We start from the raw sequence: 15909 nt of genomic DNA, 5'->3' as shown, positions 1-15909 counted from the left end.
TTCAAATAATAGAAGAATATAATAAGCTAAAAAACTAATAAACAAAATAAGAAGAAATTTGAATTTAATATTTAAGTATGCTTAAATATTATTTAACAGGGTAAACATATGACTGCCTTAGAACAGATAAAAGAAAATATAAAAGAAAATGTCCGGTCAATATTATCTATAGAATTGGATGATTTTGATTTGGATTTACCGCCCGAAGACAAACTAGGTGATTATGCCTTTGCTTGTTTTGAGCTGGCCACTAAAAGCAAAAAAAAACCAAATGACATAGCTAGTCAACTAGCCAAATCATTTGTTAAAAATGAATTAATAAAAGAAATAAAAAACATTGGTCCGTATCTCAATATTTTTGTAAACCGACATTTTGTCAAAAAATCACTGGAAGAAATAGCTGACAATAAAAAATTTGGGCAAAACAAAATCGGAAAAGGCCAAAAAGTACTGATAGAATTTTCTGGACCAAACACCAACAAGCCTCAACATGTCGGACATGTCAGAAATGCCTGTATTGGCCAAAGCCTAATAAGTATATTCAAAGCTAATGGCTACAAAACTATTGCTGTAAATATTATAAATGACCGAGGTATACATATAGTAAAAAGCATGTTGGCCTGGCAAGAATTTGCAGATGGTGAAACACCTGAAACGAGCAATATGAAAGGCGACCACCTAGTGGGAAAATATTATGTAAAATTCGGCCAAGTTTTAAAAGAAGAACAAGACAAATATTTTAAGAAAAAAAATATTGATTTGGCTAAACTACCAAATCTAGAGAGAAAAAAAGCTGAAGAAGAATTTTTGAATCATTCCCAGTGGATGAAAAAAGCTCATGCTATGCTGATTGCTTGGGAAAACAATGACCCAGATGTCAGACGCTTGTGGAAAATGATGAATGATTGGGTTTATATTGGCTATGAAGAAACCTACAAAAATCTAGGTGTAGAGTTTGACCATCTGGATTTTGAAAGTGATACTTATCTTTTGGGCAAACAAATTGTTGGAGAGGGCCTAAAGAAAAATACCTTTTACAAAAAAGATGACGGTTCTGTTTGGATTGATTTGACCAAAAAAGGACTGGACGAAAAAATCCTCCTAAGAGCTGACGGTACTTCTGTATATTTAACTCAAGATTTGGGTACAGCCGTCAAAAGATATAAAAAATTCAAATTTGACCAGGGTATTTATGTAGTTGCCAATGAGCAAGACTACCATTTTAAGATATTATTTTTGACCTTGGAAAAATTGGGTTATAAATGGGCTGATAATCTTTATCATCTTTCCTATGGCATGGTATCTCTACCTGGCGGCAAAATAAAATCCCGCGAAGGCAAGACAGCTGATGCTGATGATTTGATGGCTACTATGACTGATGTTGCTAAAGAAGTAATGAACAAAGCTGAAAAAAAAGTTGAAACCAGCGATGATCAAAAACAAAATATTGCTAAAATTGTAGGCTTGGGAGCACTCAAATTTTTTATGCTTTCTGCCAATCCGCAAAAGAATATAGTATTTAAACCAAGTGAATCTATTTCTTTTGACGGTTACACTGGTACTTTTATACAATACACCCATGCTAGAATTTCTAGTATTCTAAAAAAATCCGGACAAATAAAAAAAATAAAGAACCTCGAAACCAGTCATTTTAATACTGAAGAAAAAAAACTGGTCAAAACTATCTTACAATTTCCTCATATCACTTTAAAAAGTGCCAAAGAATATAATCCCAGTCTGATCAATCAATATCTTTTTGAATTAGCCAAAAGTTATAATAATTTTTATCAGCATCACTCTGTCTTAAATGCCGAAGATGATAATACTAAACAAATTAGGCTAAATATTTCTCTATTAACCCAAGAGACCTTGGCTAAAGGCCTAAAGTTATTGGGAATTGAAGCACCTGAGCAAATGTAGATATTGACAAAACAGCCAAAATACCATATACTAAGCCTCGTAATTTTGCTTTTGCGCCTATAAGCTCCCCGCTACGCTAAAGCTACGGGGCAGGCAGCCTTCCAGGCTTCGCTAATTAGCGATATTAGGCTCTCTAGTATTTATTTACAATCAATTTCAATTTTCATACGCGCCTATAGCTCAGCCTGGTAGAGCAGCTGCCTTTTAAGCAGACGGTCGTAGGTTCGAATCCTACTGGGCGCACCACTTATAATATCAGCCAATCGGCTGTTTTTTTATTTACCCCGCACTGAGCTGACTCAAGGTGTTTATAAATTGTCAATAAATAAGCCTTGAAAAATAAGCCCAGATAAGGTAAGCTGATTTTACAAGTAAAAAAGCATGACCAAAATTCCCCCGCAAAATCTAGAAGCTGAATCCTCACTTTTAGGAGCCTTACTCCTAGATAAAGAGGCCGTCATAAAAGTTGGTGATACTTTGCGTCCTACTGATTTTTATAAAGATGGTAATGGTCTGATATATCAGGCTATTTTGGATTTATTTGAAAAACATGACCCAATTGATATCTTGTCGGTTGGTAACCGCTTGGATGAAAAAAAACAACTGGAGAGTATTGGTGGTAAAGCCTATCTGGCCGAGCTGACTGCTTCAGTGCCCAACTCTTCTCATGTAGAATCATACGCCGATATTATACAAAAGAAATCCACTCTGCGTCGCCTAGAACAAGCCGCGGCAGAAATATCTGAATTTAGTTTTTCTCAAGACGAAGATGTAGCCAAATTGCTGGACAAAGCTGAGCAAAAACTTTTTGCTATTTCTCAAGAATCTCTCAAAAAAAACTTTATACCAATCAAAAATATTTTGACCGATACTTTCAATCGTATTGATGAACTACACAAATCCGGCGGCAAAGGTACTAGAGGTGTCCCGACTGGCTTCCGTGATTTGGACAACAAACTATCTGGTTTTCAAAATTCTGATCTGATAATACTAGCTGCTAGGCCATCACTGGGAAAAACTACTCTGGCTCTAGATTTGGTCCGAAATGTAGCTATCAGAGCCAGAGTGCCTGTCGGTATATTTTCACTGGAAATGAGTAAAGAACAACTAGTGGACAGACTGCTATCTGCTGAAGCTGAGGTAGATCTTTGGAAAATGCGTACCGGCAAATTGTCCGACAGAGAAGAAGATGATGATTTCCCTCGTATTGGTCGAGCCATGGGCATACTATCTGAAGCGCCAATATTTATTGACGATTCTCCAAATGCCAATGTTATGGAAATACGTACCAAGGCTCGCCGTCTAAAAATGGAACACAATCTAGGTTTTTTGGTGATTGACTATCTACAACTTATGGAAGGTAGTACCAAGACTGAAAATCGTGTCCAAGAAATATCAGCTATCTCTCGTTCTTTGAAACAAATTGCCCGTGAACTTGATATTCCGGTACTTGCCTTGTCACAGCTATCTCGTGCGGTAGAAGCTAGATCACCAGCTATACCAAAACTAGCTGACCTAAGAGAATCAGGGTCTATTGAGCAGGATGCTGATATCGTAATGTTTATCTACAGAAAAGCCAAAGATAAATCCCGTGAGTGTCCGGAGGAAGAACGACACATCGCTGAGATTCATATTGATAAGCATAGAAATGGTCCAACTGGTATGAGCAGACTATTTTTTGATGAAAACAAAGTCTCCTTCAAAAATCTAGATACAGAATATCAAGGAGCTGATATATCTACTCCTAGTGGCGATGAAATACCAGTCCCAAATTTTGACAACAAATCACCTTCCCACAAACAAAATGACCAGCAATCTGATATGGGCTGGCAGAACATACCATAATTAATTATAAAGACTATTTGTCATTTTCGGACTTGCTCCGGAAATCCAGCAAAATTTGCTAGATTCCCGAACTAGTCGGGAATAAAAAAATAAATAAAATTTTAATATTAAAATTAAATTCATGTTTAACAAACTAAAACAATACAACGACCTAAGAAAACAGGCTAGCACTCTAAAAAGTGCCATGGCTCAAGAAACAGTCGAAGTGGAAAATCGCGCTGTAAAATTAACCATGGATGGTAATCAGGATATTAAATCTTTGGATATCAAAGAAGAGTATCTAAGTAAAGATAAAAAATCAGAGCTGGAAAAAGAAATTATCAATGCCATCTCCGATGCTATCAAAAAAGTCCAAAGAAAAATGGCTATGAAAATGCAAGAAATGGGTGGCCTAGACAGCCTATTAAAATAATTTCATGCAACATTTGCCCGATTTTATCCAAAAGCTTATTGCTGAATTTGACAAACTGCCTGGTATTGGACCAAAAACTTCCACCAGGTTAGTTTTTAATCTACTCCATAGAAAAGATGATATCAAAGAAATGGCTGATGCCTTATATCAGGCTTATCAAAATATAAATTTATGCCCCGAGTGCCAAAATCTGACTGATGACGGCTTGTGTAATATTTGTGCCAATCCCCAAAGAGACAAAACTCTTATCTGTGTGGTGGGTGGTAATCAAGATCTCGAAGCTATAGAAAAAACCGGAGAATTCCCTGGAGTATATCATTTACTAAACGGATTATTAAGTCCTTTAGAAGGTATTACTCCTGAAAAAATAAAAATAAAGGAGCTTTTGGATCGTATTAAAAAAAATAGCGTCAAAGAGATAATCCTAGCACTTGATCAAAGTATGGAAGGAGAAGCTACAACTATATATTTGTCCCGATTATTGACTGACCACCCTGTCACTATCAGCCAGCTGGCCCGAGGCATACCAATGGGTGCTAATATAGAATATACCGATGAAGTGACTCTATCCTCGGCTCTAAAAAATAGAAAAAATATCTAAACAAAAAACCCCGCGAGCGCGGGGTTTTTATTAAACTACTATATTATCAATCTTGACTTCGCTTCTTTGGTGGCGATGACCAATTACTCTTTTGTATCTGGTCTTATTTTTATATTTAGTAACATCTACTTTTTTATCTTTGAGATTTTTGAGCAGTGTAGCTTCTACCTTAGCTTTGGCTATCATTGGCTTTCCCAAAGTAATCTGATCTTTATCAACTAAAGCTAAAATTTGATCAAAAACTACTGGTTTACCGACTTCGGCGTTGGGTAATTTTTCAATCTTAAGGACATCTCCTTTGGCTACTAAATATTGTTTTCCACCTGTTTTTATTATTGCTTTCATAATACTGACATAATTTTAAAACAATAAGATAATAGCAATAATTAGTATAATTGTCAACTATTATTGGGTCTAAGTCTATAAAATTGACAAAAAAGATAAAAGATGCTATAATTATATGATTGCTCAAAGCAAGTTCGTTTCCAAAGAAGTGCTCAAAAAGCACTCACATATACAGACAATTCGCTAGTCAAGTCACTGACACCCGACGAAAGGACGCGTCATGAAACTGTTCGCCACCATCCTCCTCCTGCTGGTTGCCATCTCGACCGTGGGTTGCTCCAAGAGCGACATCACCAAGCCCGAGAAGGTGACCATCAAACTCAAGGACAACCCCTACTCGGAGGTTCCCGAGCCCCCCAAGACGGAGCTCAAGGACCTGCGCCATGTGGTCTTCCACTTCAAACCCCAGGGTGACAAGCCCAACTTCGTCGAAGACATCGTGACCGCAAGCTCGGTCAACGAGCTCATCCGGCAGAAAGCGACCCTGTACCTCAACGGCGGTGTCGACCCCGACACCGGCGAACAGCTCCGCGAGCTCGTTCGTATCCGCGTCGGTGTACCGACGATAGTCCAGGACATTTCCAACCCCAAGATCGAACGCCTCGACTGGGCCTACACCAAGTACTGGAACAAGGAAGGGCACTAGCCCTATGTCTGTTGTTTCCGCCGCGCGTTGCATGCAACGCGCGGCGGTTTTCTTTTTGGCTACAAAAAAACAGGCTTTTATAAAAACCTGGCTAGCTCCTATACCTGGAATTCCATCAACAACAAACCCAACAAAATATATAAAAAATTATTTGAAAAATATTTTATTTAACCAACTTTCATTCTTTATCTTTACATAATATAAAATTATAAAAAAAGAAACAACGGCTGTAATAAACATAAAAGCTATCAAAACACGAAAGCCAAAAAAACTCGCTATAATACCACCCAAAATAGCGGCTATGCTATTAGCTATGTCTTGTATACCTTCAAAAATTCCCCAAGAATAGGACTTACTTTTTCTATTAATACTATCATCTAACTCAGCATCAAAGGCTGGATTAGCTATGGCATTTCCAAGAGCCACCACAATCTGGATTCCAAACAATGTATAAATATTAGAAATAAAAAAATATCCCCCTATGCCAATAACCCACAACAACCAACCATATACCATGAGTTTGATACGATGTTTTTGGCCCCAATCTGAACGATGAATTAAAATAGTTGTTAACCCAGAAACAAATAAAAATATAGAAATTGCGCCCGAAGCTTCTAAAATATCTCCACCTATCCTTTGCACAAATATAGCATAAATAGGCATTAATACTCCTTCTGAAAAAGTAGCAATACCATAAGAAGCTATAAGTAGTTTATGAAAATTATATAATTTCATATTAGTATTATAATTATAACAAAAAAATATCTATTTGGACAATTATATTATTAAATATTTTGATTATTTTTATTCTACTAATATATTATCAAGGCATAGCTAATATCTCAAATTTAACAAAAACAACTTGAGCAAGTTGTTTTCTAACATAAGCATATAATAATAAAAATTTATAAAGCTAAATAGAGTAAAATGGTGGGCATGGAGGGACTCGAACCTTCGACCCCTACAATGTGAATGTAGTGCTCTAACCAACTGAGCTACATGCCCCCGCTAACTAGCTGCCTGTCCCGAACGAAGTCCTCGAGTAGAATCGAGAGGGTCTAGTCAAAGGAAGTCATGCGACCGCATATATGAGCTGCCCTTCGACTTCGCTCAGGACATTCAATATAAGTTATTTAATTTGTTTTTCTGATCGGAGACCATGAGTGGAGTTCTGCAAAGCAGAACGGAATCGAATGGTGACCCCACGGAGAATCGAACTCCGGTTGTCAGGATGAGAACCTGATGTCCTAGCCGCTAGACGATGGGGCCTGGTAATGTCCTAGCCGCTAGACAATGGGCTATAGACGAAACTATTTTTAACAAAAATAAACAAACTAGTCAAGTTTACTTAATTACTTTGGCAACCAAAAGTTCGCCTGCTAGCCATGGTCTGGCCATAATTTCATAAACCACTTGCTCCATTTTTGAACCACGTGAGCCTTTTATTAATACCACATCATTTTCCTGCAATCTTTCCTGCAAAAATACACCTGCCTCCATAGTATAGGGGAAATGATATATTTTATCTTCTTCCATACCAGCTTGTCTAGCACCACGAGCAATATCTCTTGACCTCTCCCCTATTACAAAAAGATAATCAATTCCTAATCGGACAAGCTCCCGCCCTACTTCCTGATGCCCCTGTTCAGACAAAGCTCCTAATTCTAACATATCTCCAAATACAGCAATTTTACGGCCAGCAATTGGCATTTCAGCCAAAATATCTAACGCTACTTTAGAAGATTGTGGCGAGGCATTATATGTATCATCTATTATCCAAGTATTTTTTACACCCTTTATCAAATTTGTTCTACCTCTGGCCGGACGATAATCTAGAAGACGTTTACCAATTTCTACCAGATTGAGCCCCATTGATAAACCAACGGCTGCTCCGATTGCTGAGGCTTGAGCGTGCTGCCAACCCAAAACATCGGGCAAAAACATCGGCACTTCCGAACCTTGATGAGCTAGCTTAAAAACTGTACCATACTCATCCCCTTTTTTGGTAATTTTGACATCAGACAATCTGACATCCGCCCCTTCTTTCATACCAAAAGTCTTTAACTGAGTCTTGCAGCTTGAAATAACTGCTTTTAGATTTGAGTCATCATTATTTAAAATAGCCCATGAATCTTCCCCCAAACCTTTAAGAATCTGACTCTTTTCATGAATAATATTTTTTATACTTTTAAATTTTTCTAAATGACTTGGGCCAATGGCTGTAATCACACCAATTGATGGCCGGGCAATAGAAGTAAGATAAGTTATATCCCTTGGTTTATCCGCTCCCATTTCCAAAATCAATACTTGAGGATATTTTTTATCCTTTATCAAAACTAATTTTAAAGCTAAAAAGAAATACCAAACCCATAAAAAAAGATTTTTACCTGGACTTTTGTCAAAACCAAAGATAGTAAGTGGTGTACCTATCTCATTGTTAAAATTTTTGCCGTTTCTGCGCACATTAAAATGACCATCTAAAACCGAAAAAATTGCTTCTTTAGCGGAAGTTTTGCCCACTGATCCAGTCACACCAATAATTTTTGGTTTATATTTGGCCAGTACCATTTTGGCCAAAATTTTAAGTTTAAAATATAATATTTTTTTCATTCTCTATTATTTATCTAGTTGGAGCTATTTGATAATATTCTAACAGAAATTTGGCAATTTCACCAAATAATGGGGCTGTGGTATCGGCTGCAAAATTAGCAGCACTGGGAAAGTCTAACTTGGTAATCATAGTAAATTTTGGATTATCATTGGGAGCAAAACCAACAAAAGTATGAATAAATTTATCAGCATAATACCTTCCGGTATCCGGATTAGCCACTTGAGCAGTGCCGGTTTTGCCAGCTACGTAATAGCCATTTACTCCTGCTTTGGTAGCATGACCATTATCTACTACATTAACCATCATAGCTGACAGCTGGGTAGCGGTAGATGTATCTATCACCTGACGTAATATTTTGGGAGAAAAAATATTTTCTTTGCCATTTGGATAAATAATCTTAGACACAATATATGGTTTTACCAAATTACCACGATTGGCTATGACATTTATAGCACTCAACATCTGCATTGGTGAGACTGTAATACCTTGCCCATAAGAAGCCGTAGCTTTAAATATATCACCACTTTTGGCCAAAGATGAAATATTGCCGTCTGAGTCCTGACTAATCATCAAACTGGTTTTTTCACCAAAACCAAATTTTTTCATATAGTCTTCAAATATCTTATTGTTGATGTCTTTGGTGGCAAATATAATACCGGTGTTTAATGACAAGGCCAAAACATCTTTCATATCCACCACACCGTGAGCCTTGAGATCTGAATTTCTAATAATCTGACCACCCGCAAATTTTATTTCACCCTCATCTTCAAACAAAGTATTTGGCGTGACTTTGCCCTGATCAATCGCAATGGACATACTAACAGCTTTCATGACCGAACCAGGTTCATAACTATCATAAACAGCTAGATTATTAAAAACATGGCCGTTATCTATATCACTATAATTGTTTGGGTCAAAACTAGGATAATTACACATTGCCCTGATTGCACCACTTTTAGTATCCATAACAATGACCGTGCCTGATTTGGCTTCATACCTAGCTACTGCTTTTTCTAGAGATTTACAAGCAGCATATTGAACTGTACGATCTATAGTCAAAACAATATCAGCTCCATTTTCAACCTCCTTACCGCTACTTTCCGCCAATAGCCTACCAGCTAAGTCAGTTTCACCAACTATCTGTCCAGTAAGACCAGCTAGTTCGTTTTCAAAATAGGCTTCCAATCCATATTTTCCCACTCTTTCCAAACCATCATCATTATAACCTAAAAATCCCAAAATATGGGCTCCCAATTCTTTGTCTGGATAATAGCGCAAAACATTTTTTATAAAATTTACTCCCAGCTCTTCTAAACTATCTATTTTCTCATCCTCATTTTTACTTTTATTGATATCAAATCTAAGTTCTTCAAATTTTTCTTTCAAAGTATCTACTTTTTCTCTAGGTACTTCTCTGGCAATTAATTCATAAAATCTATTATCTTTTTTTACCTTACCTAGTATTTTGGATTTGGCTTCATCATCTAACTCCAATACTTCAGCAAAAATGTCTGTTACATTTTGTGGGCGGATTATTTTGCTAGGATCTACACTAATCTCATAATATACAGTATTGACCGCCAAAGGATAAAACTCATCTCCGTCCTGTTCACTGGCAATAGCAAAAATTCTACCTCTTTCTGGTTTGACATCTTTTATTATAGAACGCTGAGCCAAGCCCGCCTGAAAATATTGTTTATTTTGCAATATTTGGACATAAAACAATCGGACAGAAATAATAGCCACCAACAAAAAAATAGCCCACTCTAGGGCATTTATTCTAAAAGCAGAGATCTGATGATTTTTAGATCTAAATATGTTCATAATTTACCAGAGCATTAGCTATTTCAAAGCCACTCTATCAGCATTAGCGGCCAAGTAATAAATGTCCTCTGCCTGTATCTTTACCAAATTTAGCCTTTGACTCTCTTCTTCAATTCTACCGGTTGTCTGAAGCTCGCTGATTGAAGCATTTAAAAGCCTCAATTCATCTTCTAGAGCCTTGATTTCTTTACTTAGATCTGTCCTTTCTAGATTCTGACTATTGGCATAATTGGTAGAAATCAGCATAGTCATTAGCATACCCACCAAAAGTACTACCGTAAAGGCATTAATCTTTTTGATAGTCTGCCAAATGTTCGTTATTTTTGTTTTTGTTTTTGTTTTCATCCCGTTAGAAATTATAGTGAAATTTATTTTTATTATTTTACTTATATATCCCCGTTATGACTTTGTGAATTTCTAACGGGATTCATCGCTATTTTATATATCAAATTTTTTCTATTACTCTTAGTATAGCGCTACGACTACGAGGATTAGCTTTTATCTCCTCCGAGCTTGGCTTGATGCCCTTTTTGGTAATTATCTTGACCCGTGGTTTTTGATTGCATCTACATATAGGTGATTCCGGAGGACAAATACAGCCTCTGGCCAAATCTTTAAAGTAATTTTTGACTATTCTATCCTCCAAAGAGTGAAAACTAATGACCGCTAATCTTCCAGCTGGTTGTAATACTGAGAAGGCCTGAGGTAAGGTCTTTTGGAGACTGCCCAACTCATCATTAACGGCAATGCGAAGAGCTTGAAAAATTTTAGTAGCTGGATGTATACGATATTTTTGTAAATTAGTTTGTTTTTGCTCCGAGCTATACTTGGAGCTTATATTCAATATCCGGAGTATGGCGACGACAAGCATGGAAGTTTTTATGGCTTTTTGTTTTTGTTTATCCAAGTTTTTTCGCCAAGTCACAATGTTCCTGGCCAGCCTTTTGGGCTGATAAACTTCGCCATACTCTCGGAATATTTTAAAAAGTTGGTCCTCATTATAATTAAGGATAATATCAGATGCCGTCAAAGCCTGACCAGTTGGGTCAAAGCGCATGTCCAGTGGTCCATGGTCTTTAAAAGAGAATCCCCTATCCGCTTTATCCAACTGATCAGATGACAGCCCCAGGTCAAGTACTATACCTGAGATATCTAATTGGTGTTTTTTTACTTCTTCTTCTAAATGAACAAAATTCTTATTTACTATAATTAGTCTGTCTTTGAATTTTTTTAATCTTTCTTTACTGGCTCTAATGGCTCTACTATCTAGCTCAAAAGCTATCAATTTGCCCTTTGGCCCAATTTTTTCTAGTATCATGAAGCTGTGTCCGCCTCCGCCTAAAGTACAATCTACAAAATTCTGATTACTTTTTGGCTCCAGATAATCTATGACTTCTTTAGCTAGCACACCTTTGTGCTGATACTCATCTGGCATATTAAATTCCTAAGTCAACCAAGCCTTCGGCAATTTCATTAGAGTCTTTTTCAGAAACCTGCTGATACTTGCTCCACAGTTTTTCATCCCAAACTTCCAGCCTGTTATACAAACCAGCAATGACAACTTTTTTATTTAAAGTGGCAAATTGCTTGAGATAATCAGGTAGCATTACCCTGCCTTGGGCATCTAACTTCACATCCATAGCGCCAGCCAACATCATACGGGAAAAGGCACGTGATTTGGCCTGAGAAAAAGGCAAATTAGCCAACTTATCCGCTAATTTTTTCCATTCTTTGGCAGTATAAATAAAAAGACAGCTATCCAAACCTTTGGTAATAACTGCTCCTTCTTTAAAAAGCGCACGAAACTTGGCTGGCATTGCCAAGCGATTTTTGTCGTCCAAATTGTATTTATACTCACCAATAAACATAAGTTTCAAACTTATCCACAGGGATTGTTGTTAATTCCCCATTTTTTCCCACTTTTTTAATACGTAACTACATTATACCCCACCATTAGCCAAAATGTCAATCAAACAAATAAGATACTTATCCACACCACAAAACAACCTAAGTCAATTTTTGTGTATAACTAAAACATAAAACACTACTTTCTTTCAAGTAGTGTTTTTATTGATAAATTTAGTAATTTATTTGGCTATTTTGTACTTTGGCTGTTTTTTACTCAAAGTAATTTCGGCCTGTCTCCTATACTCTACTTTAATGGGTTTAAATTTTTTTATCTTGGCAATTTCACGGCTAGATTTATTAATGATTTGCTCTTTATCTTCATTAAAATAAAATTTGCCTAAAGTCGGCAAATCAAAGCTCCAAGCTAAAGTATTTAAGGTAGTCGTAAATACTTTGAGCTGAGTAAGACTAGCATCTTTGACTAGCATAATCAAAGCATCTATTTTTTTAAAATTAACTTTCAATTTATCCAACTCCAAAAGCAAATTATCCTGCCCTGGCAACATTTCAAAATCCCGGACCTTGTCTCCCAAAATCCAGGAAGCTTTGTTTCTATCTTCTACAAAGAGTATCAACAACATAAATTACTTTGGTTGGCACCAACTATAACCGCCCTCACAGTCCAAATTTTTTACTACATATCCTTCAGCACAAGCCCCATTATCTGATAATTCAAAACTACCTTCAGTAATAACCTCAACCGATCTCAGACAACAACCATCATCTCCGCCTGAAGTACAGTTGAGCATCAGGATATCTACTCTCTCCTTTGGCACTTCAAAAGGCTCGTCAGTCTGGCCTTGCTGTTGACCCTGCTGATTCTGTTGTTGATTTTGATTTGTGTCTTTTGACTTACATCCCCAACCCCAGAGCAAAGGCAAGATAAGTAAAAGTAAAAATACGTTTTTTATCCCCCTAGTCCCGTTTAGAGATGAATCTCTAACAGGCTTGGAAATTTTTATCTTTTTTTCTTTATTATTCATAAAATTTTATTAATCCCCTTTAAAGTGCTTAAAATTAAAGTCATCCCAGATATTTTTTTTCAATTTGTCAGAAATTTTGTCTACTACGATTATTTTGTTGTGAGCCCAGATATCGTAGATAAATTTATCAGTAATTTCTATACGATACAGATAATCAGACAAAGACAAAAATGTATAGCGTAGTTCTGCCGGTAATCCCTCGGCAATTTTACCCAAATATTTATCAAATTGTGTTTTATTAACCTTGCCGACAATAAGAACATCTGTAGCGGCTGGCGACTCTGTCAAAATCCCCGTAAATACCAAAAGTTTCAAACCAGGCACTTTGGACATCTTACCAGCAACATTCATCTCCTCCAAGGCCAAAGATTTGAAAACTAAATTTTTGATTTCAGAAAATAAGGGAAAATCTGTATTGGCATAATAGTATTTCTTACCACCTTCATTTTCACTATGTAAAAAACCAAAATTTTCTAGGTTGTCCAGTTCACGCCTAATAGAATTGAGCTGTACACCCAAACGCCTTGCCAGCTCCCTGACAAAAAATTTCTCTTGATAATGGACACAAAAAAATTTTAGTATCTTGGTCCTAGCTACTGAACTAAAAATTTGTTCAAGCATATGAATAAAAATGGAGTTTGTTTACTTGATAGCTTAATTATAGTATAATATTTATTGATAGAAATGTAAAATCATGAGCCTAAAATACCACAAAATATTTACTCATGATCATCTTAATGCTAGAGAAGTGTCAGAAGTATATATGAGCGACTCTTCTGATCATGGACGCATCTTTATAATCCTGGAATTGCCTAAGCATAAAATTGATCAACAACCTTACGTAGACGAACTAATAAATCAGGCGGCTACTTATTTTGATACCAGTGGCCAGGAAGATCCAGAAACACTTTTGGAAGAAATACTCCAAGAAATAAACCAACTACTCCCAGAAATGGCCGGCTCTATCAAAATCCGCAACTGGATAAACACTTTGGATCTAGCTATTGGCATTATGAGCGGTGACAATATATATATATCCAGTATTGGCAGTATAAACGGCCTTTTGATGCACAACAATCAAATAACTACGATTGTCAGCAAAAACACCGATATAAACCCCGCCAAAGCTTTTTCTGATATTATCAGCGGTCAACTTGACGAAGGAGATTCTTTGATAATTTCTACCAATTCTTTATTTGATTACATATCAAAAGAAAAAATAAAACAAATTATCGGCAAATATTCCCCTTCTGCTGCCGCTATAAAAATCAATGAACTCTTGGAATCTGTACCAGAATTTGTGACCTTTAATTCTATCTTAATAAAAAAACCAGGCTTAGGAGATATGGACATCAACCCCGAACAAGCCCGACAAGCAAGCCATATACAACAAGAGCTTGATATAAAAATTAGCGATACTATAGAAAAAACTCCCCAAGACACCATAGGTAAACCCAAAACCAAACTGGTGGTAGATGTCAAAGGTTTTAAAAATATAGGTATTTTCCAAAAAATAGGTAATCTTTTTTCCCTAGCTGGTACATTTTTCCAAATGGTAGCCAGTATTTTTGTCTATATTTTCCAAAAAATCAAAGCTAGTATACTATTTTTGACTTCCAAAAAATACCGCAAAGCTAAAGAAGAAAAAACTATAGATAGTATAAAAAATGTCACTGATAAAAAATACTATTGGTTCAAAAATCTAAGTATTAAGAAAAAAATAGCCGTAGTAACTCTCTTTGTAATTTTATTGATATTTTTGCAAAGCCTAATATTTTTGACCCAAGAAAAAGCTGATGAAGAAAAAAATCAATACTATGATAATACTCTCATAAGCATCCAAAATAAATATGATGAAGCAGACGCCAAACTGATTTATAATGATGAAGAAGCGTCTGAAAATATACTCTTAGAAATAAAAGACCTGATAGACAGCCTCAAGGCCAGCTCTCCGGAACAACAAGAAAATATAGACCAGCTCAACGAAACATTGTTCCATAAACTAAACAAAGTCCGACATATTCACGTGGTAGATATGCCAATGGAGCTTTTTGACATGGGCTCTTTGGTCTCTGTACCACAAAGTATTGTCCAAAAAAACGGGATTTTTTATATCCTAGGCGACAATAAATTATATGAAATAAAAGATAATACCTTAAATACCTTATACGACTTTACAGAAAATCAAACAGTCCAATCCATGACCAACTGGCCAGACACTGAAAAAATAGTAATCTATACCCAAGACAGTGAAAGTCAAGGCTCATACAAAGTGTTTGATATAAGCCAAAAGAAAATAGTCGGCGAACTAAAAAAATCAGCCGACAACCAAGCAGTTGGTGATCTGGCTATATACGGCAACAATTTATATGTCTTAGATCAGTCCAGTAATCAAATATTTAAATATCCTGAAAGTGGCAGTTCTTTTGCCGGTGGTATAAAATGGCTACAGGAAGAAGCTGATTTATCACAAACCAGCAGTTTGACTATTGATGGTGGTATATATATCATAGACAACAGCGGCAAAATCCAAAATTTCCTCAAAGGACAAGAAGAAGATTTCAACTATCATGAACCCAGACCAACTATCGGCCAATCAGCCAAGATAAAAACCTTCAGGGATTCTGCTTATCTATATATTATTGACCCACAAAACATGAGAATAGTAATATTGGACAAAGATGGCAATATTAAGGATCAATATACCTCACAAAAATTTGATAATTTACTTGATCTGGCTGTGGATCCTGATGAAAAGGCTATTTATCTTCTCAATGCTAATCATCTATATCTCTTAGCAATAAATGAATAAAT

16 protein-coding genes and 3 tRNA genes are annotated in these 15909 nt (G+C 36.2%); 7 read left to right on the top strand and 12 right to left on the bottom strand.

Features of this window, described 5'->3' with window-relative positions; translation table 11 throughout:
- The first annotated feature begins 108 nt into the window (after positions 1-108).
- The 5 genes from KKH39_03185 (at position 109) to recR (ending at position 4778) form a co-directional block, all read left to right on the top strand.
- Positions 109-1920: an arginine--tRNA ligase gene (locus KKH39_03185; protein ID MBU1203016.1), complete on the top strand. Its 1812-nt coding sequence runs from the start codon at positions 109-111 to the stop codon at positions 1918-1920.
- A 169-nt stretch (positions 1921-2089) separates the two neighbouring features.
- Positions 2090-2166, top strand: a tRNA-Lys gene (locus KKH39_03180).
- A 135-nt stretch (positions 2167-2301) separates the two neighbouring features.
- The gene (dnaB, locus tag KKH39_03175; protein MBU1203015.1) at positions 2302-3765 is read left to right on the top strand and encodes a replicative DNA helicase; all 1464 of its coding nucleotides are present in this window, start codon (positions 2302-2304) and stop codon (positions 3763-3765) included.
- A gap of 121 nt (positions 3766-3886) precedes the next feature.
- Positions 3887-4177 carry a YbaB/EbfC family nucleoid-associated protein gene (locus KKH39_03170; protein MBU1203014.1) on the top strand — a complete coding sequence of 97 codons (291 nt, stop codon included), beginning with the start codon at positions 3887-3889 and terminating at the stop codon, positions 4175-4177.
- A gap of 4 nt (positions 4178-4181) precedes the next feature.
- A complete protein-coding gene (gene recR, locus KKH39_03165; protein MBU1203013.1) occupies positions 4182-4778 on the top strand; it encodes a recombination mediator RecR in 597 nt (198 codons plus the stop codon).
- A gap of 30 nt (positions 4779-4808) precedes the next feature.
- Here the strand turns inward: recR and rplU are convergent, their stop codons facing one another.
- Positions 4809-5123, bottom strand: coding sequence for a 50S ribosomal protein L21 (gene rplU / locus KKH39_03160; protein ID MBU1203012.1), 315 nt, complete (start codon positions 5121-5123; stop codon positions 4809-4811).
- A gap of 220 nt (positions 5124-5343) precedes the next feature.
- Here rplU and KKH39_03155 point away from each other — a divergent pair, with 220 nt between their 5' ends.
- Complete coding sequence (locus KKH39_03155; GenBank protein MBU1203011.1) at positions 5344-5769, top strand: hypothetical protein; 426 nt, start codon at positions 5344-5346, stop codon at positions 5767-5769.
- 147 nt (positions 5770-5916) lie between these two features.
- Here KKH39_03155 and KKH39_03150 read toward each other — a convergent pair whose 3' ends face one another.
- The 11 genes from KKH39_03150 to KKH39_03100 form a co-directional block, all read right to left on the bottom strand.
- The gene (locus KKH39_03150) at positions 5917-6504 is read right to left on the bottom strand and encodes an MFS transporter (GenBank protein ID MBU1203010.1); all 588 of its coding nucleotides are present in this window, start codon (positions 6502-6504) and stop codon (positions 5917-5919) included.
- Between the two features lie 193 nt (positions 6505-6697).
- Positions 6698-6774 (bottom strand) — tRNA-Val (locus KKH39_03145).
- A gap of 189 nt (positions 6775-6963) precedes the next feature.
- Positions 6964-7038 (bottom strand) — tRNA-Glu (locus tag KKH39_03140).
- 75 nt (positions 7039-7113) lie between these two features.
- Positions 7114-8379: a UDP-N-acetylmuramoyl-tripeptide--D-alanyl-D-alanine ligase gene (locus tag KKH39_03135; protein MBU1203009.1), complete on the bottom strand. Its 1266-nt coding sequence runs from the start codon at positions 8377-8379 to the stop codon at positions 7114-7116.
- Positions 8380-8389: 10 nt separating this feature from the next.
- The gene (locus KKH39_03130; protein MBU1203008.1) at positions 8390-10204 is read right to left on the bottom strand and encodes a penicillin-binding protein 2; all 1815 of its coding nucleotides are present in this window, start codon (positions 10202-10204) and stop codon (positions 8390-8392) included.
- Between the two features lie 18 nt (positions 10205-10222).
- Positions 10223-10549: a hypothetical protein gene (locus tag KKH39_03125; GenBank protein MBU1203007.1), complete on the bottom strand. Its 327-nt coding sequence runs from the start codon at positions 10547-10549 to the stop codon at positions 10223-10225.
- Positions 10550-10649: 100 nt separating this feature from the next.
- Positions 10650-11639: a 16S rRNA (cytosine(1402)-N(4))-methyltransferase RsmH gene (gene rsmH, locus KKH39_03120; protein MBU1203006.1), complete on the bottom strand. Its 990-nt coding sequence runs from the start codon at positions 11637-11639 to the stop codon at positions 10650-10652.
- A gap of 1 nt (position 11640) precedes the next feature.
- Positions 11641-12072, bottom strand: coding sequence for a division/cell wall cluster transcriptional repressor MraZ (mraZ, locus tag KKH39_03115; protein MBU1203005.1), 432 nt, complete (start codon positions 12070-12072; stop codon positions 11641-11643).
- A gap of 219 nt (positions 12073-12291) precedes the next feature.
- Entirely contained in the window at positions 12292-12693 is a 402-nt protein-coding gene (locus KKH39_03110) for a hypothetical protein (protein MBU1203004.1), read from the bottom strand.
- 3 nt (positions 12694-12696) lie between these two features.
- Positions 12697-13095, bottom strand: a complete 399-nt coding sequence (locus KKH39_03105; GenBank protein MBU1203003.1) for a hypothetical protein — start codon at positions 13093-13095, stop codon at positions 12697-12699.
- A 9-nt stretch (positions 13096-13104) separates the two neighbouring features.
- On the bottom strand, positions 13105-13716 hold the full coding sequence (locus KKH39_03100) for a winged helix-turn-helix domain-containing protein (GenBank protein MBU1203002.1): 612 nt from the start codon (positions 13714-13716) through the stop codon (positions 13105-13107).
- Between the two features lie 73 nt (positions 13717-13789).
- Between KKH39_03100 and KKH39_03095 the strand changes: the two genes are divergently transcribed.
- Positions 13790-15907: a hypothetical protein gene (locus KKH39_03095; protein MBU1203001.1), complete on the top strand. Its 2118-nt coding sequence runs from the start codon at positions 13790-13792 to the stop codon at positions 15905-15907.
- Positions 15908-15909: the final 2 nt, after the last annotated feature.

Source organism: Patescibacteria group bacterium (assembly GCA_018819405.1).
Lineage (GTDB): Bacteria > Patescibacteriota > Patescibacteriia > UBA1558 > GWA2-36-10 > XYD1-37-29.
This window is presented reverse-complemented; position numbering and strand designations above follow the sequence as displayed.